22 protein-coding genes, 1 other RNA gene and 1 other annotated feature are annotated in these 17,218 nt (G+C 40.3%); of the genes, 18 read left to right on the top strand and 5 right to left on the bottom strand.

Going from position 1 to position 17,218, the window contains the following annotated elements; all coding sequences use genetic code 11:
- Positions 1-47 precede the first annotated feature (47 nt).
- Both ACNAN0_RS09065 and ACNAN0_RS09060 read right to left on the bottom strand, forming a co-directional pair.
- Complete coding sequence (locus tag ACNAN0_RS09065; protein WP_416353128.1) at positions 48-554, bottom strand: DUF1836 domain-containing protein; 507 nt, start codon at positions 552-554, stop codon at positions 48-50.
- An 18-nt stretch (positions 555-572) separates the two neighbouring features.
- The gene (locus ACNAN0_RS09060) at positions 573-1,424 is read right to left on the bottom strand and encodes a DegV family protein (RefSeq protein ID WP_230912666.1); all 852 of its coding nucleotides are present in this window, start codon (positions 1,422-1,424) and stop codon (positions 573-575) included.
- 143 nt (positions 1,425-1,567) lie between these two features.
- Positions 1,568-1,687: a sequence feature (ribosomal protein L10 leader region), on the top strand.
- A gap of 28 nt (positions 1,688-1,715) precedes the next feature.
- On the opposite strand from ACNAN0_RS09060, the gene rplJ reads away from it, so the two are divergent.
- The 18 genes from rplJ (at position 1,716) to ACNAN0_RS08970 (ending at position 15,341) form a co-directional block, all read left to right on the top strand.
- The gene (gene rplJ / locus ACNAN0_RS09055) at positions 1,716-2,225 is read left to right on the top strand and encodes a 50S ribosomal protein L10 (RefSeq protein ID WP_230912667.1); all 510 of its coding nucleotides are present in this window, start codon (positions 1,716-1,718) and stop codon (positions 2,223-2,225) included.
- 41 nt (positions 2,226-2,266) lie between these two features.
- Positions 2,267-2,638 carry a 50S ribosomal protein L7/L12 gene (rplL, locus tag ACNAN0_RS09050; RefSeq protein ID WP_230912668.1) on the top strand — a complete coding sequence of 124 codons (372 nt, stop codon included), beginning with the start codon at positions 2,267-2,269 and terminating at the stop codon, positions 2,636-2,638.
- 193 nt (positions 2,639-2,831) lie between these two features.
- Positions 2,832-5,429, top strand: a complete 2,598-nt coding sequence (gene mprF, locus ACNAN0_RS09045) for a bifunctional lysylphosphatidylglycerol flippase/synthetase MprF (RefSeq protein ID WP_416353127.1) — start codon at positions 2,832-2,834, stop codon at positions 5,427-5,429.
- A gap of 21 nt (positions 5,430-5,450) precedes the next feature.
- Complete coding sequence (locus ACNAN0_RS09040; RefSeq protein ID WP_230912669.1) at positions 5,451-6,053, top strand: class I SAM-dependent methyltransferase; 603 nt, start codon at positions 5,451-5,453, stop codon at positions 6,051-6,053.
- 78 nt (positions 6,054-6,131) lie between these two features.
- Positions 6,132-6,461, top strand: coding sequence for a hypothetical protein (locus ACNAN0_RS09035; RefSeq protein WP_230912670.1), 330 nt, complete (start codon positions 6,132-6,134; stop codon positions 6,459-6,461).
- 37 nt (positions 6,462-6,498) lie between these two features.
- Positions 6,499-6,987: a nucleoside deaminase gene (locus ACNAN0_RS09030; RefSeq protein ID WP_407929109.1), complete on the top strand. Its 489-nt coding sequence runs from the start codon at positions 6,499-6,501 to the stop codon at positions 6,985-6,987.
- Positions 6,988-7,097: 110 nt separating this feature from the next.
- An RNA gene (gene ffs / locus ACNAN0_RS09025) (signal recognition particle sRNA small type) lies at positions 7,098-7,195 on the top strand.
- Positions 7,196-7,319: 124 nt separating this feature from the next.
- Entirely contained in the window at positions 7,320-9,056 is a 1,737-nt protein-coding gene (gene dnaX / locus ACNAN0_RS09020) for a DNA polymerase III subunit gamma/tau (protein WP_416353126.1), read from the top strand.
- Positions 9,057-9,075: 19 nt separating this feature from the next.
- A complete protein-coding gene (locus tag ACNAN0_RS09015; protein ID WP_416353125.1) occupies positions 9,076-9,387 on the top strand; it encodes a YbaB/EbfC family nucleoid-associated protein in 312 nt (103 codons plus the stop codon).
- An 18-nt stretch (positions 9,388-9,405) separates the two neighbouring features.
- Complete coding sequence (gene recR / locus ACNAN0_RS09010; RefSeq protein ID WP_230912673.1) at positions 9,406-10,002, top strand: recombination mediator RecR; 597 nt, start codon at positions 9,406-9,408, stop codon at positions 10,000-10,002.
- 2 nt (positions 10,003-10,004) lie between these two features.
- On the top strand, positions 10,005-10,250 hold the full coding sequence (locus tag ACNAN0_RS09005) for a DUF2508 family protein (protein ID WP_230912674.1): 246 nt from the start codon (positions 10,005-10,007) through the stop codon (positions 10,248-10,250).
- Between the two features lie 163 nt (positions 10,251-10,413).
- Positions 10,414-11,067 (top strand): dTMP kinase, encoded by a 654-nt coding sequence (gene tmk / locus ACNAN0_RS09000; protein WP_230912675.1) that lies wholly within the window; start codon positions 10,414-10,416, stop codon positions 11,065-11,067.
- Positions 11,064-11,393: a cyclic-di-AMP receptor gene (locus tag ACNAN0_RS08995; protein ID WP_230912676.1), complete on the top strand. Its 330-nt coding sequence runs from the start codon at positions 11,064-11,066 to the stop codon at positions 11,391-11,393. The genes tmk and ACNAN0_RS08995 overlap by 4 nt, the downstream gene beginning before the upstream one ends.
- The gene (holB, locus tag ACNAN0_RS08990; RefSeq protein ID WP_230912677.1) at positions 11,393-12,367 is read left to right on the top strand and encodes a DNA polymerase III subunit delta'; all 975 of its coding nucleotides are present in this window, start codon (positions 11,393-11,395) and stop codon (positions 12,365-12,367) included. Before ACNAN0_RS08995 ends, holB begins: the two co-directional genes overlap by 1 nt.
- Positions 12,368-12,378: 11 nt before the next feature.
- Positions 12,379-13,182: a stage 0 sporulation family protein gene (locus ACNAN0_RS08985; protein WP_330166062.1), complete on the top strand. Its 804-nt coding sequence runs from the start codon at positions 12,379-12,381 to the stop codon at positions 13,180-13,182.
- 38 nt (positions 13,183-13,220) lie between these two features.
- Positions 13,221-13,562 (top strand): DNA replication initiation control protein YabA, encoded by a 342-nt coding sequence (locus ACNAN0_RS08980; RefSeq protein WP_230912678.1) that lies wholly within the window; start codon positions 13,221-13,223, stop codon positions 13,560-13,562.
- Between the two features lie 19 nt (positions 13,563-13,581).
- A complete protein-coding gene (gene rsmI, locus ACNAN0_RS08975) occupies positions 13,582-14,445 on the top strand; it encodes a 16S rRNA (cytidine(1402)-2'-O)-methyltransferase (RefSeq protein ID WP_416353124.1) in 864 nt (287 codons plus the stop codon).
- 143 nt (positions 14,446-14,588) lie between these two features.
- Positions 14,589-15,341 carry an acyl-[acyl-carrier-protein] thioesterase gene (locus ACNAN0_RS08970; protein WP_416353123.1) on the top strand — a complete coding sequence of 251 codons (753 nt, stop codon included), beginning with the start codon at positions 14,589-14,591 and terminating at the stop codon, positions 15,339-15,341.
- Between the two features lie 3 nt (positions 15,342-15,344).
- Here the strand turns inward: ACNAN0_RS08970 and ACNAN0_RS08965 are convergent, their stop codons facing one another.
- From ACNAN0_RS08965 to ACNAN0_RS08955, 3 genes are read right to left on the bottom strand one after another with little or no spacing between them, the layout of a single operon-like run.
- The gene (locus ACNAN0_RS08965; RefSeq protein ID WP_416353122.1) at positions 15,345-15,911 is read right to left on the bottom strand and encodes a transposase; all 567 of its coding nucleotides are present in this window, start codon (positions 15,909-15,911) and stop codon (positions 15,345-15,347) included.
- On the bottom strand, positions 15,911-16,225 hold the full coding sequence (locus ACNAN0_RS08960; RefSeq protein ID WP_416353121.1) for a transposase: 315 nt from the start codon (positions 16,223-16,225) through the stop codon (positions 15,911-15,913). Before ACNAN0_RS08960 ends, ACNAN0_RS08965 begins: the two co-directional genes overlap by 1 nt.
- On the bottom strand, positions 16,216-16,914 hold the full coding sequence (locus ACNAN0_RS08955; RefSeq protein ID WP_416353120.1) for a transposase: 699 nt from the start codon (positions 16,912-16,914) through the stop codon (positions 16,216-16,218). The genes ACNAN0_RS08960 and ACNAN0_RS08955 overlap by 10 nt, the downstream gene beginning before the upstream one ends.
- Positions 16,915-17,218 lie beyond the last annotated feature (304 nt).

Here is a 17,218-nt window from a genome sequence, read left to right as displayed (position 1 = left end):
AGCAAACTACTTAGTAAGTACGTACGCCATCAAAGACGAATTTTCGTCTAGGTTGTGGACCCTGAACGACTGCCATCCTGTAAGAAGTTTTTTGTAAATAACCAAAAAAGCACGGTCTGTACTGCCCCATATTGCATGATCGTTGATTGAGACGGCGATTTTAATTTGATTTTTTTCAGTGATTTGGGTTCCAATAGATTTTCAGCAGCTTGCTCATTGAATATATTTACAAAATTGTCATAACCTGATTGTGGGGCGGATTCAGTTAGGATCCAATGTAGGCCATTGCGAATTTCATTTAAGGAAAATACATTTTTTAACATGCCGACAACGATAGCGCCAGCAACTTGTTTACGTTCATAGGTTTGATGCTCCGGTGTATCTAATACGCCATCTTTGAAATAGTTTTGAATCATTGTTTTTGTGATCTGTTGACCAGTGATTGGTACAATGAATGAGTTCGCTACCTCGATCAGTTGTTTTAATTGTAGACCAAAGCTGGGTAAGTCATCCCAATTTGGTAGTTTGGCTATTACCGTATGATTTGCAGTCAAAATAACACGCCTCAATTCCTAATTTGCTTGGACAGCAATCCCCACTAATCCAGGACCAGTATGAACTGCTAATGCTGGTGACACACTTCCAGTATATATCTTTTCCATCGGCAATTGGGCGCTGATTTTATCTACTAAGCGGTGCATCAGGCTGGTATCGTTGCCTTGAGCTACTGCAATTTTGAAGTGGGCTGCTTTTTGTGCCTGTCCAACTGCAATGTTGACTAGTTTATTGAGTGCCTTTGTTTCTGAGCGTGATTTGATAATTGGATAATAAATCCCTTCTGTATCACAAGAAATAACAGGTTTGATCCCTAAAGCTGAACCTAAAATACCAGCAACTTTGCCAATTCGGCCACCAGCAATTAGATATTTCATAGTGGGAATATAAAAGTAGACTCGACTCAGACGAACTGATTTAGATATACGATCGACAATTACCTTAAAATCAAGATGTTCATTAATTAGATCTTGTGCATAGGCCGCAATCAACCCGCTGCCGATACCAACACTTTTTGAATCAACAACCGACATTTCCAATGCATCGTTTTGCTGTGCAGCTGCAATAAAGACTTGATTCGTGATAGATAGACCACTAGAAATAGTTACGGCAATAATTTGGTGGTAACCCTTTGCCACTAAATGCTCGATACCCTTTTGGACGAGACCAATTGTAGGACTGGCCGTTTTGGGGATTTTATCTTGGTCAAGCAACTGATAAACTTCTTCGGGTTGGATTGTTTGGCGGTCAAAATATTCAGTATGATCGTAGTTTACGATTAATGGCACAATTTCAACATTATCCTGCTTGGCAATTTCGGCAGGAATATCAGAGGCAGAATCAACGAGTAAGCCTATTTTTACGGACATGGTGGAGGACTCCTAGCAACGTTAGTTTTGATAACTACAATATGTAGTATTGTATACTGATTAATACAGTTGTCAATACTGAGAAGAGTCAACCTAGTTTTTAAATATTTTATTGACGCTAGAAACCATTTATGCTATTCTTAATACCGGTTGTTTTACTGCCTAAGACTCAGGTGACATTTTGTCTTAATACCCTGCCGAGGAGACGTATTGATTTAAGATACCTCTATGTCTAGGTGGGCATGGAGTTTTTTTATACTCCAAACCAAACTTTATTTGGAGGTGAACTAATTGGCTAACGAAAAAATCGTAGCAAAGAAAGCAGAAGCTGTTGAAGCTATCGTTGAGAAGTTTCAAAAAGCTAAATCTATCGTTGTTGTTGACTATTTAGGCTTAACAGTTGAAGAAGTTACTAATTTACGGGCACAATTACGTGAAGAAAATATCGAATTCGCTGTTGTTAAGAATACTTATTTACGTCGGGCAGCTGACAAAGTAGGTTATGAAGGCTTAGACGAAACATTCTCTGGTCCAACTGCTGTTGCTGTTTCTTATGACGATGTTGTTGCTCCAGCTCGGATCATTGCTAAGTTTGCTCAAGGCGTTGATGCTATTGAGATCAAAGGTGGTATGATCGAAGGTAAAGTTGCAACACTCGAACAAATCGATCAATTATCCAAGCTTCCAAGTCGCGAAGGTCTACTATCAATGTTGCTTTCTGTATTACAAGCACCAGTTCGCAATGTGGCATATGCTGTTAAGGCAGTTGCTGATAGCAAGGGCGACGACTCTGCTGCTTAATTATCACACAATAAAACAAGATTAATTGGAGGATACAAAACATGGCATTAGATGTAAATGCAATCGTCGATCAATTAAAAGACGCTTCTGTTTTAGAATTGAGCGATTTAGTAAAAGCAATTGAAGATGAATTCGGTGTTTCTGCAGCTGCTCCAGTTGCAGCTGCAGGTGCTGCAGGTGCTGATGGTGGCGCTGCTGAAAAGACTGAATTTGACGTTGAATTGACTGAAGCAGGTCAAGAAAAAGTTAAAGTTATCAAGGAAGTTCGTACAATTACTGAACTTGGCTTGAAAGATGCTAAGGGCTTAGTTGATAACGCACCTTCAGTTCTTAAAGAAGGCGTTTCTAAAGAAGACGCTGAAAAGATGAAGGAAACACTTGAAGCTGTTGGCGCAACGGTTACTTTGAAATAATCATCTTTTAATTATGAAGTCAAGAATTCTGATAGCAGAGTTCTTGGCTTTTTTTGTTACGCTTAATTGGGTCCAAAATGCTTAAGATGAATTATGAATATTTAAACATCACTGCCTAACAATCCTGTCACTTCCATGTGGTTCGACTTAAAATCATGTATAATAGGGCTATTATTAGTTGGAGGAATTCGATTTGAAGCGCATGTATGCAAAATTAAAGGGTTTTGTGATTAGTCATAAAGCGTTATTAAAAGCTATTTTTATTCTGTCTGTATTGATTTTTGTGATTTTAGAAATCGGTCGGATTGGCAGAGACATCGATCGCCAACAATTGCTGGCTAGTTTAAGCAGTCAGAGCCCATTAACGATTTTATTGATGTTGGTGCTCGGGTTGGTGGCAGTGACACCAATGTTGAACTATGATTTTGAAATCCAGGACTTTTTGCCAGAGCGCGCACCAACTAAGTATATTTTAAAAGCAGGTTGGACCGTTAATACGTTCAATAACCTGATTGGCTTTGGTGGCGTACTGGGGGCAACACTGCGAGCTAATTTTTATGGTAAGAATGCTTCTCGCAAACAGATATTATTTGCCATTTCCAAAATTGCACTCTTTCTTTTATCTGGATTATCTTTACTTAGTTTAGTGTCTTTGATATTGATTTTTGTCTTTCACACTGGCTCTGTTTTTGCGACCTACTGGATCTGGCTAGTAGGTGGTTCGTTATATACGCCTAGCTTATTATTAGTGACTCATATGCGTGAATCTGAGTTCTTCAGTGATTTAAATTTAAAAAAAGAATTACGCTTAGCAATTGGTTCATTATTTGAATGGGGCTTTGCTGGTGTTTTTTTCCTAATTATCGGCTATTTCATGGGTATGAAAAATTTAGCAGCTGTCTTTCCACTGTTTATGATTGCAAATGTGGTTGGGGTTGTTTCGATGATACCCGGCGCAGTCGGTACGTTCGATGTCTTTATGATTCTTGGGTTACGGGCGGTTGGTATTGATCCGGGGGTTGCTGTTGTTTGGCTATTATTCTATCGGATTTTTTACTATATTGTGCCATTCATCATCGGCTTGGTGTTCTTTGTTCAAGATGCTGGTGGGCGTATTAATAAGTACTTAGATGATATTCCTAAGCAAGCGCTAAGTAAATTTGCCCATGGCTTAGTCGTTGTATTTCTCTATGCTTCAGCAATCATCATGTTGCTAGCAGCAACGGTGCCTAATTGGATCAGAACAGCACATTTTATTTCTGAACTATATCCTTATCTATTCGCCTTTTTAGATCGTACTTCAAATATTATTGTGGCTTTCTTGTTGATCGGTTTAGCTCGAGGGGTAGCGAATCGAGTGCAGCGGTCTTTTTGGCCTACTTTGTTCGTGTTACTCATTGCCATTGCGAACACTTTGGTGCGGGATTTTTCTGTAACTTTGCTAGTAATTTTTGTGTTGGTATTAATTGCTATGATCTTGACTAAAAATGAACTCTTTCGTGACCGTTTAGAACCCTCTTGGGGTGGGCGATTGTTGGATGGCGGAGTTTATACTTTGACATTTGTTTTATATGCTTTGGTTGGTTTCTTTAATTCACCACGAATTCACCATCGGCACCCAGTTCCTGAGGCATTACTATTTCCCTCAGAGCGTTTATGGTTCATGGGTTTGATTATTGTGATCATTGCTGCATTGGTCCTGTTATTAGTACAAAATTATTTGAGTCATGGCGGTCAATCCTTAGATGCAGGTTTTGATGCGCAACGAATCAAACACGTTATTGACACATATGGCGGCAACGAAGTCAGCCATTTGGCTTTTTTACGTGATAAAGCAGTATATTATTATCAAGTTGATGGCGAAGATAAAATATTCTTTTTATTTCGTAAGAAAACGAATAAGTTAATTGTGATGGGGGAGCCTGTGGGTGATCAAGTTTATCTGACAGAGGCGATTCAAGATTTTATAGCTGCGGCAGATAAGCAGAATCTATTGGTGGTTTTTTACGAAGTATCCGATTTATTCACGATGCTGATGCATGAATTTGGTTATGACTTTATTAAGTTTGGTGAAGAAGGCTTTGTCTCGCTGCCAGAATTTAACATTCATGGGAATAAACATAAGGGACAGCGTGCTTTAATGAATCGGTTCAAACGCGAAGGGTACACCTTTGGCATGCTGGAGCCACCTTTTTCCGATCAAGATTTTGCCCAGTTAAAATCAATCTCAGATAGCTGGCTCGCTGGTAAGACAGAAAAAGGCTTTTCGTTAGGTTTCTTTGATCGTTATTATTTAGAACAAACCTCGATTGCCGTGGTGCGCGATCAAAAAGGACAATTAGTGGCTTTTGCCAATTTAATGCCAACAGGAGATCATGAAGTCACAAGCATTGATTTAATGCGATATAGTCAACAAGCGCCGTCAGGGATTATGGATCAAGTCTTCATTAATTTGTTTTATCAAAGCCGCGATGAAGGCTATCATTATTTCAATATGGGGATGGCACCGCTGGCTAACGTTGGCATCTACCAGCATGCCTTTTTAGGCGAGCGTGTGGCGCATTTAATTTATCAATATGGTTACCGTTTTTTCAGTTTTGCTGGTTTAAAATCCTACAAGAACAAATATGTTACGAAGTGGGTTTCGCGGTACATTGTTTATCCGCGGCATAGCTCATTGGTATTCACGATGCTGCAAATCTTGTTAGTCGTTAATCGACGTATTTCAGCTTCTGATTATAATTCAAGACTAGTACGACCAAAGTTTTTTACTAAAACAACGAACAATTAAATAATTAGGAGTAGACCATCTATGAGTGATCACTATTATAGTAATGAACCTACCGCTGCCCATGATCGGGCCAGGTTTGACTTTGATCTTTTAGGTAATTTACTGACATTTACCACGGATAGCAGTGTTTTTTCGAGACATACAGTGGATTTTGGATCCCGAGTTTTACTATCTGTGATACCTGAAGTCAAGGTTATATCAGGACCGATATTAGATGTCGGGTGTGGCTATGGTCCAATTGGCTTGGCGTTAGCTAAATATTTTCCTGAACGTCAAGTCACGTTGACTGATGTGAACCAGCGTGCACTGCAGTTAGCGAAAGAAAACGCCGTTGCAAATCGAATCGAAAATGTTCAAATCAAGACTTCTGATGGCTATGCTCAAGTTCAGGATACTTATGCCGCCATTTTGACGAATCCACCGATTCGAGCTGGTAAAGCAGTTGTTGACCGTATCTTACAGGAGGCTGAAGCACATTTACTACCTGGGGGTCAATTATTAGCTGTCCTGCAAAAAAAGCAAGGGGCGCCCTCCGCAAAACGGCTCTTAACTGCAGCTTTTGGCAACTGCCAAGTCCTCAAGCGCGATAAGGGATATTATATTTTACAAAGTTTTAAGAAATAGCTTAAGCTTTTATCAATCTTTTTTGGTATTTTAAAATTAATATTTATGGTGTATTTTACAATAAGGGAGGATGATCTGATGGATCAGACCAAAAAGCACGCTTTAAAAGTTGCTGCTGTTCTAGGTGCCAGTGGTTCAATTATGTATTTGACAACGACGCGGATCACCAAACATGTGCTGGATATGAAACGAAAGCAACAGTTGAAACATTGGCTGCAGACATATATTAACGATGAGCACCAATTGGAGCATATGGTGGATCATTTATCAAGTGTCGCGATAAAGCGCTTGATCAAAAATATAACGACAACAATTGATCAATCGGAACATATTGTTGCGGAAGCATCTGGTCAATGGAGTGAATTTCAGCAGGCAATTCAAAATAACACCTCAGTACCTAGATATTAGGTATCTAGATTTCTAAGTTATTGGAGTGATTGAGATCATTCAAGATCAGCAAGCGGTTGATTATTATATGCATGAAGCAATTGTGGAAGCTAAAAAAGCGGCGGCAGTGGATGAAGTGCCAATTGGGGCAATTGTTGTGGACCATGGGACAATCGTGGCGCGCAGTTTTAATCATCGTGAATTATCACAAAATGCTTTAGCCCATGCGGAAATACTGGCTATTAATGCAGCTTGTCAAGCTAAACATAGCTGGCGGTTGAGCGGTATGGATCTTTTTGTCACTTTGGAACCTTGTTTAATGTGTGCAGGCGCAATTATCAATAGCCGTTTGGATAGTGTTTATTATGGCGCCTTTGATCCTAAAGCTGGCGCTGCTTTTAGTGTGACTGATGTTTTTGCTTTACGGCCCTTGAATCATCATCCGCAAGTTATTGGCGGCATTGAAAGTGATGTCTGCGGGCAGTTATTAACCGATTTTTTTCGAAAGATTCGGCGACAACGGCAAGCTGGTAAACGGCCACATTAATTTTAGCAAGGTGGTACAATACCTCGTGCCAAGTGGTGGTTGTTTTAGGATACATGTGTTTCAAGATTAGCATTGTGTTTTTTTTAAAACTGCGATATAATATTTTACGCCGTAAGGCCATAAGACAATGTCTTACTTATGAACCGTGTCAGGTCCGGAAGGAAGCAGCACTAAGTTTGCTGAGGCATGTGTCTTATGTTTTATGAGAAATTAAGCTGGGTGGCCGGGACAAAACAGTCGTTTTGTTTTCGGCCACTTTTTCGTCACAATATTTATAGAATTTATGCTATGATGTTTATTGTTATCGGTAACTTGAAAAGGAGGGTGACCCTTTGAGTTATCAAGCGTTATATCGGGTTTGGCGACCGCAACGATTTGCAGATATCGTTGGGCAAGAAATGATCACACGAACGTTAAAAAATGCAATCGTCACTGGACAAACCAGTCATGCTTATTTATTCGCCGGGCCTCGTGGTACTGGGAAGACCTCGGCGGCAAAGATTTTTGCAAAGGCCATCAATTGTCCAAATCAAAAAGATGGCGAACCTTGCAATGAATGCGCAATCTGTAAAGCAATTACGGCAGGAACACTTAATGATGTGATTGAAATTGATGCGGCTTCCAACAATGGTGTTGAAGAAATCCGTAATATTCGGGATAAAGCCAAATACGCGCCGACTGAAGCAACTTATAAAATTTATATCATTGATGAAGTGCATATGTTGTCTACGGGCGCCTTTAATGCTTTACTTAAGACTTTAGAAGAACCGCCGGCTAATGTTGTTTTTATTTTGGCAACAACAGAGCCTTATAAAATTCCGGCAACGATTATTTCGCGAACGCAAAGATTTGATTTTAAACGTATCACACCCCAAGATAGTTACCAGCGGATGGCTTATATCTTAAAAGAAAAAGGCATCGATTTTGACCAAGAGGCCCTCAAGATGGTGGCGAAAGCTAGTGAAGGCGGGATGCGAGATGCGTTAAGTATCTTGGATCAAGTACTTTCTTTCAGTGATAACAAATTAACAATGACGAATGTCTTAGATGTCACTGGGGATCTATCACAGACACAGATAGATACGTTAATGGGGACAATTCAGGCTAATGATACAGCTCAGGCATTGACCCAACTACATCAGATTTTGGCTGATGGGAAAGATGAACAGCGACTATTAGAGGATCTGATTGATTATTGCCGTAATTTATTGGTCTATCAGCAGGCACCTCAAGTCATTGCTGAAACTGAACTTACGAACGTTTCAGATGGCTTCAAAAAGCTAAGTCAGACTTTTCTCGCAGCACGGCTTTACCGAATGATTGATATTTTAGATGATGTGCAGCAGCAACTGCGTTTCACAAACCATCCAGATATCTATTTGGAAGTCTTAATGATAAAATTAAGTGCTGCACAAAATTCGACCGAATCTAAAGTACATTTGGATTCGACGACGGCAGCAGAGCCAGCAGCTGCGGCACCCGACGCGATGGTATCTAAGTTAGAGGATCAGGTTAAGGCATTGAGCCAGCAAGTTCAGCAGCTGTCTAAAGGCACGTCTAGCAAACCCAAGCGTCAAAACCGAGCAACAACAAGTACACCGCACAAGGTCAAAGTCAATAAAGCCGCAATCTATCCAATTCTTGATTCAGCAACGAGACAAGCCTTGAACCGGTTTAAAGAAGTTTGGCCAGATTTGATGAACATGTTGTCGATTACTAAGCGAGCAGTCATGAATGTTTCTCGGCCGGTTGCCGCTAATGAACATGGTGTTATAGTAGCGTTTGATTATCAATTATTCTTTGAACGGGTCATGAATGATCAGGATTTACTTGATGAACTTAAAGCTGGTTTAAATAAGTTATTGGGTGATCCACCAGAGATTGTTTTAGTACCGCATGAAGATTGGCCGGTCATTCGTAAGGAATATTTGCAAACTGATCGGTTAAAATCAGCAAACGGCCAGTCTGGTGCACCAGCAGCCGAAAATGAGGCTGAAAAAGTGCCCAAAGGAACGAAAAAAGCGTTAGAATTGTTTGGAAAAGATATTGTTGAAGTCCATGAAGATTAAATAAAAGGAGTCGGTCATAATGCGTGGTATGCCAGGAAATATGCAAGGTATGATGAAACAAATGCAAAAGATGCAAAAAGAAATGGGTAAGGCACAAGAAGAATTGCACGCAACAGAGTTTAGCGCTTCAGCCCCTGATGAGATGGTCAAAGTCGTTTTTACAGGCGATAAGAAAATGAAAGATATGCAGATCAATCCTGAAGCAATAGATCCAGATGATCCAGATATGTTGCAAGATTTAGTGATTGCCGCCGTGAATGATGCGATGAATCAAATCGATCAAGCAACCGAAAAGAAATTAGGTAAGTTCACTAAAGGCATGCCAATGTAATCGGAAAGGAGCTGGCTTATGCAGTATCCTGAACCAATTGCCAAGTTGATCGATAGTTACATGAAATTGCCAGGAATTGGCAGCAAAACGGCAACGAGATTGGCTTTTTATACGATCGATATGCAGACTGATGATGTGCAGGCTTTTGCTAAGAGCTTAATAGCCGCCAAAAAAGATCTGCATTATTGTAGTATTTGCGGCAACATTACTGAATCTGATCCTTGTGATATTTGCCGTGATAAAAGCCGTGATCAATCAGTAGTGATCGTGGTAGAGCAGCCTAAAGATGTTATGGCCCTAGAAAAAATGAATGATTATCATGGCCTGTATCACGTTTTACATGGGGTATTATCGCCTATGGAAGGGACTGGCCCAGAAGACATCAATATTAAGTCTTTGATCAAACGTCTGCAAAAAACACCGATCAAAGAGGTCATTATTGCGACGAATGCCACGCCAGAAGGTGAAGCCACAGCTATGTATATTTCCCGGCTGATCAAACCAGCTGGGATCAAAGTGACACGCTTAGCTCATGGTTTATCTGTCGGCAGTGATATTGAATATGCGGATGAAATGACTTTACTAAAAGCAGTGGAAGGCAGACAGGAGATGTAATGATGGGATTTTTCCGTAATAAAAAAACTTCTATTCGCCAACAAGCTGACCAGGAATTACTAGATCTCGCTTTTGTTTTACGTGAAGAGATTCTCTCCTATACAGAAGTTGACTCATTAGCGGTTAACGGTGCGGGTGGGCAAGATCCCCAGTTACTGTTACAGAAAGCAAAATACGATTATATCTACAAAGAAATCCGACGCCGGCGTGTTTCCAGTAAACGGATCGCCCCAGATATGTTCCAGTAACTTTAGAAACTTGAGTACAGACGTAAACGGTTTTAATTAAAAACAGTTTTGGTCTTGAACTCAAGTTTTTTATTAAGAAAATTGGCTTTTTAGACTTCTTGAAGCCAACTAATGTTTCCAGTAAAATGAAAGTATATTTCAATTAATGAATTGAGGAATTTAGATGCCAGGAATATTTATCACCCTTGAAGGCCCTGATGGCATGGGTAAAACATCAGTGTTAAAAGCACTATTACCTAAATTAACACATATCAGTCAACGTCCTATATTGGAAACAAGGGAGCCTGGTGGCAGTAAAATAGCCGAAGAGATTCGGCACATTTTATTAGACGTTAACAACACACAAATGGATGATCGCACAGAAGCATTGCTGTTTGCAGCCGCACGACGCCAACATATGGCAGAGGTTGTAGAACCGGCATTGGCAGCTGATCAAATTGTTTTCTCAGATCGATTTGTGGATAGCTCAGTCGCTTATCAAGGCGCTGGTCATGAAGTCGGTGAACAAGCGGTTTATAATTTGAATTTATTTGCGACTAAGGGCTTGCTACCTGATTTAACCTTATTGTTAGATGGACCAGTTGAAGTTGGGCTGCAACGGATCCAAAAGTACCGGCAAAATCAAAATGATCGCTTGGATCAAGAAACTTTAGCTTTCCATGAGCGTGTGCGCGCCTCATATTTACGGTTAGCGGCGAAGTATCCTCAGCGTATCGTGGTTATCGACGCGACCCAAACGCTATCTGATGTCGTCTCGGCTTGTCAGAGCCAATTGATCCAACACTTTCCAGAGCTTTTCAAGGAGGCATTCAAATGAAACTAATTGTGGCAATTGTTCAAGATAAAGATGCAAATACGTTGAGTAGTGAATTTGTAAAGGCTAATGTGCGCGCAACTAAACTTTCAACAACAGGTGGCTTCTTAAAATCAGGTAATACGACGTTTATTATTGGTATTGACGATGAGCGAGTTGAAGATGTTTTGAAGATTATTCGGGAAACTTCACATGCTAGAGATCAATTTATGGCCCCACCCGTAAATGTTGATGTTACAGGTGATTCATCCATGTCTTATCCAATTGAGGTTCAAGTTGGCGGTGCAACTGTTTTCGTTGTCCCTGTGGAACAATTTCATCGTTTCTAATGGCTCTGATTATTGAACAACTTCAACCTAAGCTAGTAGCTCAGTTTGCCCAGATCATTACCAAGCAGCATTTGGCTCAAGGCTACCTTTTTGCTGGTCCAGCAGGGTCTGGTAAGTATGAATTGGCTCAATGGCTAGCGATGAGTCAGTTCTGTCACCATCTTGAGCAAGGCCGCCCTTGTGGTCAATGTTCAGAATGTCGCCGAATTCAGCAAGGGAATCATCCTGATGTGATTCAAATTAAACCGGATAATCAGACAATTAAAGTTGAATCGATTCGTTATCTTAAAAGCGAGCTTTATAAATCTGGTATGGAAGGTAACCGACGGGTATTTATCGTTACAGATGCTGAAAAGATGTCCGTTAATGCTAGTAATAGTTTACTTAAATTTCTGGAAGAGCCGGCCAGTGATGCTTTGATTGTTTTGACCACCACAGCTAAAAGCCAAATTTTACCAACAATTTTATCGCGGATGCAGATTATTGATTTTCGTGGATTATCGAAACAAACTGTGTATCAAAACTTTTTAACTCAGGGCTCAGCACCGGAGAATGCACAATTAGCGGCTTTATTAACTCAAGATTACCAACAAGCAAAAGCTTGGCAAGAATCAGCGGCATTTAATCAGCTTTTGACGGCGGTTGTGAAATGGCTGCTGAAAATATTCAAACACGATGATGAGGCTTTTATTTATGTTCAAACTTTGATTATGGCAGCGACTAAGACTACCGAAGATCAGCAGTTGGCCTTAAGTATGATCATTAATTTTTATGATTTTTTATTGCAGGTAAGGTATGATAAGAAAGAAATCATGAATACGTCACTACAGCAATTATTTGAGGCCGCCCAGCATGAGACGGTTGAAGAATTGGCGGATCAGTTAAACTTAGTCTTAGATATGTCCCGTCAGCTGCGAATGAATGTTGGTTTCGAAAACTTTCTGGAAGCGTTGACCTTGAGGTTGTTAAAATAGAAGGTGATCAAATGAATTTGTTTGAAATCAAATTTTCCGGTGATGCGACTCACAAAGTTTGTGTTGCCGATGCTCATTATCCAGTTAATGAATTTGTCATTGTCCGTTACGGCCGTGTGCAAATAATCGCCCAAGTTACTGCTGTTATGGCTGAAAATATGATGGCCGCGGATGTTCCAGTTAATGCGTTAAATATCGAACATGCAGCTACTGCAGCTGAGTTACAGTTAAATCAAGAAAATCAAAAAGCAGCGGCGGCTGCATTGGTTATTGCACGGCAGAAGGCTCAGCAACATCATTTGAAGATGAAGTTGATCGAAGCCGAATACTCTTTAGATAAAGAGAAATTAATTTTTTACTTTACGGCGGACAAGCGCGTTGATTTTCGGAACCTTGTCCGAGATTTGGCCAGTATTTATCGTACGCGCATCGAATTACGTCAAATTGGGGTTCGCGATGAAGCTAAAATTTTAGGTGGCATCGGTCCCTGTGGCCGGCAATTGTGCTGCAGTACTTTTTTAGGTGAATTTGTGCCAGTATCCATTAAAATGGCTAAAAATCAGAATTTATCGTTAAACCCGACTAAAATTTCTGGTCTTTGCGGTCGCTTGATGTGTTGCTTGCAGTATGAAGATGCCGTTTATGAGAAGGCTAGGCAGACGTTGCCAGATTACGGCCAAAAGGTTATGACTGAACAAGGTATTGGTCGTGTGGTTGGCTTAAATTTTTTAGCTGACTTGGTCAAAGTACAGTTAACGGATCATAGTGTGCCAATGGATTATACTAGTTCAGAAGTTAAAGTTATCAATTCATAATGAGGAACTTGATTAAAAGAAGGCAAGAAGGTGCGCACTTGCAAAAAGAAGATCTTTATGATCAATTACAAGCACTACAAAAAGCTCAAGAAACGCAATTGCATCAGCTAATTGGCATGCAAGACGACCTAGCAAAAGTGTTGGAAGAGAATAGCGAGTTAAAGATTGAAAACACGCATTTACGTGCTCGGCTGCAAGAACTCGAGGGTGCAAATGGCAAAGATGATGATACCCAGCGTCTATCTAAATCGCGGCAAAACCTTGAAAAGTTATATGAACAAGGATTTCATGTTTGTACTTATATGTATGGCTCTAGGCGGGAGAATAACGAGCCTTGCGCTTTTTGCTTAGACGTGATTTATGGGCAGCATCAACTTTGATTAAAGTAGAGGTTTTAGTTTGGAAACACAAAAGATAGATCAGCATGGGTCAAAAGGCACGTTGTATTTGGTACCTACACCAATCGGTAATTTAGAAGATATGACATTTCGAGCCGTAAAAACACTAAAAAATGTGGATCTAATCGCAGCAGAAGATACACGTAATACGCAAAAATTACTGAATCATTTTGAGATCGATACGAAGCAAATATCTTTTCATGAGCACAATACACAACAACGTTTGCCTCAATTATTAGAAAAATTACAGAGTGGGCAATCTATTGCACAAGTATCTGATGCGGGTATGCCTTCAATCAGTGATCCGGGCAAAGAATTAGTGGCGGCCTGCATTTCAGCGGATATTCCAGTTGTGCCTTTACCCGGGCCCAATGCCGGTTTAACAGCATTGATTGCCTCGGGTATTGAACCACAGCCGTTTTTATTTTATGGGTTCTTACCACGTAAAAAATCAGAACAGCGTCAAGCACTTCAGAACCTCAAAAATGAAACAGCGACCATGATTTTTTATGAAAGCCCCTTTCGGATTGAAGACACATTACAAAATATGGCCCAAGTATTTGAATCGAAGCGGCAAGTAGTGGTTGCCAGAGAATTGACCAAGAAGTTTGAAGAGTTTATTCGTAGTGATCTTGGGTCAATTAATGAGGAATTGACCCAGCATGTTTTGAAAGGTGAATTTGTGCTTATTGTTGCTGGTGCTGATGGTGAAATGGCACCAGTACAATTATCTGATGCACAAATCATTGCGGCCATTCAGGCGGAAATCGACCGTGGCGTGCAGCCTAACGTGGCCATCAAAACGATTGCTAAGCAAGTTGGACGCAAAAAACAGGTGATTTATAACCTATTTCATCAAATTTAAATAAACAGAGAGTAAGTCAAAAGGTGTTGCCTTTTGGCACACGTTTAAACCAAAGATGGTCGCAATTAATAGGTGGTTGAAGACAAAACTTTAGTTCTGTTTCAGCCACACCATCAATTTAAGTAAAGTAGGTGGCAGTCGGCGTGGCACGACAAATCTTGAGCCGAACCCAGCGCGTCCCATTTTATGAAGTCAACACTTTTCAAGAGTGGCATGTTTCAACCATGCTTAACGCTATGTTGGCAGTGGCAGATGACCAATTAGATCAGTTAAACGCTGGTGACGAAGTTATGCATGCAAAAGCGTTGGGGTGGGTCATTACCCAGTACCATTTTGATATTCAGCGTTTTCCCAAGTCAAAAGAGACAGTTACTTTGAGTTCATGGGCAGATAGCTACAATCAGTTTTTTTCTTATCGAGACTACCAAATGACCGACGCGATGGGGCAGGAATTAGTACATATTAATTCTAGTTGGGTTATGATGAGTTTTAAAACACGAAAAATGGTCCGTGTGGATCCAGAAATCGTTAAAAATGTGATTGCTGATCCAATTCGCAGTGTGAAAAAATTTCCTAGGATCCCTAAAAAAGATTATACCGGTGCTCAACAGAAGCCTTATCGGGTGCGTTATTTTGATATTGATGCGAATCAACATGTTAATAATGTTCATTATTTTGATTGGATGATTGATACGCTGGATTTGGCTTTTATTAAAAAATATGTGATCGATACGATCGATATTCGCTATGAACGTGAGGTTAAGTACGGTGAAACGCCCGTTAGTTCAGTAATTGTTGAGCCAGATGAATCGGATAAAAGTGTGACGACTTATCATCAGATCAAAACGGCCGATCGTGTGAATACTGAATGTGAAATACACTGGCATTTACGTTAAAGGTTAGTATGAGGGTATAAAATACAATGAGGAGGCTGGGACATAAGCCACGCAAAATAAAATAATCGTAGTTTTCAGACTGATATTGAATCTGAAAACCACGATTATTTTTTTAACGATTGATTTTCTAAAAATAACATTGACTTTGAGGGTCAGTTTCAACAGATTAGCTGCCATAATTGCAATTCCTGCTTCAGTAGTAACCTTTTCAATCCCACGAACCGAGGTTCGTAGGTACTTCAAATTAGCCTTCAGATTTCCGAAGAATGGTTCATCTTCGATTTTTCTCAAGGCATAAATTGCTTTTGTTTCATCATTATCTTTTAGTCTTTCACGCATCTGTTGTTTATGGTGTTCCCAATTGGGATTGATGTTGATCTGACGCAGGTTACCTCCAGGTGTATGAGCATAGAAATAACCCTCCGGGTCGTCATAATCTAGAGCACGATAGGTTCGAAGGTTTCGCACGAAACCACTCTTGTCTTTGCGGTGACCTTCTCTAATAAAGTGGAATTTGATGCCATGCTCGTCAGTATAGTAATCTTTGATCGGATCATAGTTCCAGTTCATTATTTTACTTGCATCACGTCGATAGGATCAAGTCTGCTCTTTTCGAACATCCCGTAAGGGATCAGAGCTTGTGCAGTCAGTTTGTTTTCAATGTAGTTATAATTCTGTTCACTACCGTAGCCCGCATCTGCCACAATATATTTTATTGGTGTTGTTTGGAAATCCATAGATTGTAAAAATGGGATCAGCGTTCTTTGATCAGCTGGTCGTTGGTTGATATCGTAGTATAGTGCAAACTGATTTTGAGTCGCGATCTGAAGATTATAACCTGGCTTCAACTGACCATTTTGCATTGCATCTTCTTTCATGCGCATAAAAGTTGCATCCGGATCAGTCTTAGAAAACTATTTCGATCACCAAAAATTGCATTGTTAGACTCATATTTACGTTTTCTAGGTAGGTAGTCACTGTCGATTAAATGACGGTCATGTTTGAACTTTCGCCGTAGGCGTTTGTTAGGTGAACCGCCGGGAATAATCGGCTCTGTCGCAATCACTTGATCTAACCGTTCGATTTCGTTAGTCAACTGCTCGGACGTTTTTTCAAGTGTTTTTGAGTCTGTCTTTGGCGCTTCATCTGACATTGCCAGATCAACTTTATTTTGAACGAGTTCCTGATAAAGGCCAGCAATTTTTTTATCTAGTTGTCCTTCAAACCTTTCGGAGGCCTTGCGCCAGACGAAGGTATACTTGTTGGCATCAGCAAGTAGTTTCGTACCATCGATGAATAATGCACTATCATCGATCAAGCCTTGGGCTTTTAATAATTGCCGAAAGCTCAAGAACATTGCCTCTACCAACCGCTTCATCTGGTCGGAAGAACGAAATCTATTGATGGTACGGTAACTAGGAACGGTATCTGGATCACCGATCAACCATTTAGTCGGAATATTCTCTTGAGCCATAGCCTCTATCTTACGGCCAGAAAAGGTTTGTCTGGTATAGGCAAATAAGATGACTTTTAAAAGCATTGCTGGATTATAAGCCGGGCGGCCAGAGGTCATGGCCTTTTCGTAAATTAATTTATCGGGATCGAATCGACAAAATGACTAATGGCAACGGCAACGTGGTTTGATGGGATATTGATCTCCAAAGGGATTGATAAACGCAACTGATTATTGTTATAATTTTGATACACGACAGTGTCCTCCTTTTCTTTCTAGAGTTTTGTCGCTTATAGAATAACATTGGAAGGCACTTCGTGCCTACATAAAAGCAAAAAATTCCTTGAGATCAGATCTCAAGGAATTTTTTACTTTAGGCTGTATAAAAAGACTTATGTCCCAGCCTCCTCTAGTTATTTGCGAA

The sequence above is a fragment of the Agrilactobacillus fermenti genome, from assembly GCF_047943045.1.
Taxonomy (GTDB): domain Bacteria; phylum Bacillota; class Bacilli; order Lactobacillales; family Lactobacillaceae; genus Agrilactobacillus; species Agrilactobacillus fermenti.
This window is presented reverse-complemented; position numbering and strand designations above follow the sequence as displayed.

What these genes read in the sequence shown, in the direction of transcription:
- ACNAN0_RS09060 (WP_230912666.1), bottom strand. Translation starts at nt 1,424, where the DNA reads ATGTCCGTAAAAATAGGCTTACTCGTTGATTCTGCCTCTGATATTCCT.
- rplL (WP_230912668.1), top strand. Translation starts at nt 2,267, where the DNA reads ATGGCATTAGATGTAAATGCAATCGTCGATCAATTAAAAGACGCTTCT.
- ACNAN0_RS09040 (WP_230912669.1), top strand. Translation starts at nt 5,451, where the DNA reads ATGAGTGATCACTATTATAGTAATGAACCTACCGCTGCCCATGATCGG.
- ACNAN0_RS09035 (WP_230912670.1), top strand. Translation starts at nt 6,132, where the DNA reads ATGGATCAGACCAAAAAGCACGCTTTAAAAGTTGCTGCTGTTCTAGGT.
- ACNAN0_RS09015 (WP_416353125.1), top strand. Translation starts at nt 9,076, where the DNA reads ATGCGTGGTATGCCAGGAAATATGCAAGGTATGATGAAACAAATGCAA.
- recR (WP_230912673.1), top strand. Translation starts at nt 9,406, where the DNA reads ATGCAGTATCCTGAACCAATTGCCAAGTTGATCGATAGTTACATGAAA.
- ACNAN0_RS09005 (WP_230912674.1), top strand. Translation starts at nt 10,005, where the DNA reads ATGGGATTTTTCCGTAATAAAAAAACTTCTATTCGCCAACAAGCTGAC.
- tmk (WP_230912675.1), top strand. Translation starts at nt 10,414, where the DNA reads ATGCCAGGAATATTTATCACCCTTGAAGGCCCTGATGGCATGGGTAAA.
- ACNAN0_RS08995 (WP_230912676.1), top strand. Translation starts at nt 11,064, where the DNA reads ATGAAACTAATTGTGGCAATTGTTCAAGATAAAGATGCAAATACGTTG.
- holB (WP_230912677.1), top strand. Translation starts at nt 11,393, where the DNA reads ATGGCTCTGATTATTGAACAACTTCAACCTAAGCTAGTAGCTCAGTTT.
- ACNAN0_RS08985 (WP_330166062.1), top strand. Translation starts at nt 12,379, where the DNA reads ATGAATTTGTTTGAAATCAAATTTTCCGGTGATGCGACTCACAAAGTT.
- ACNAN0_RS08965 (WP_416353122.1), bottom strand. Translation starts at nt 15,911, where the DNA reads ATGAACTGGAACTATGATCCGATCAAAGATTACTATACTGACGAGCAT.
- ACNAN0_RS08960 (WP_416353121.1), bottom strand. Translation starts at nt 16,225, where the DNA reads ATGCGCATGAAAGAAGATGCAATGCAAAATGGTCAGTTGAAGCCAGGT.
- ACNAN0_RS08955 (WP_416353120.1), bottom strand. Translation starts at nt 16,914, where the DNA reads ATGACCTCTGGCCGCCCGGCTTATAATCCAGCAATGCTTTTAAAAGTC.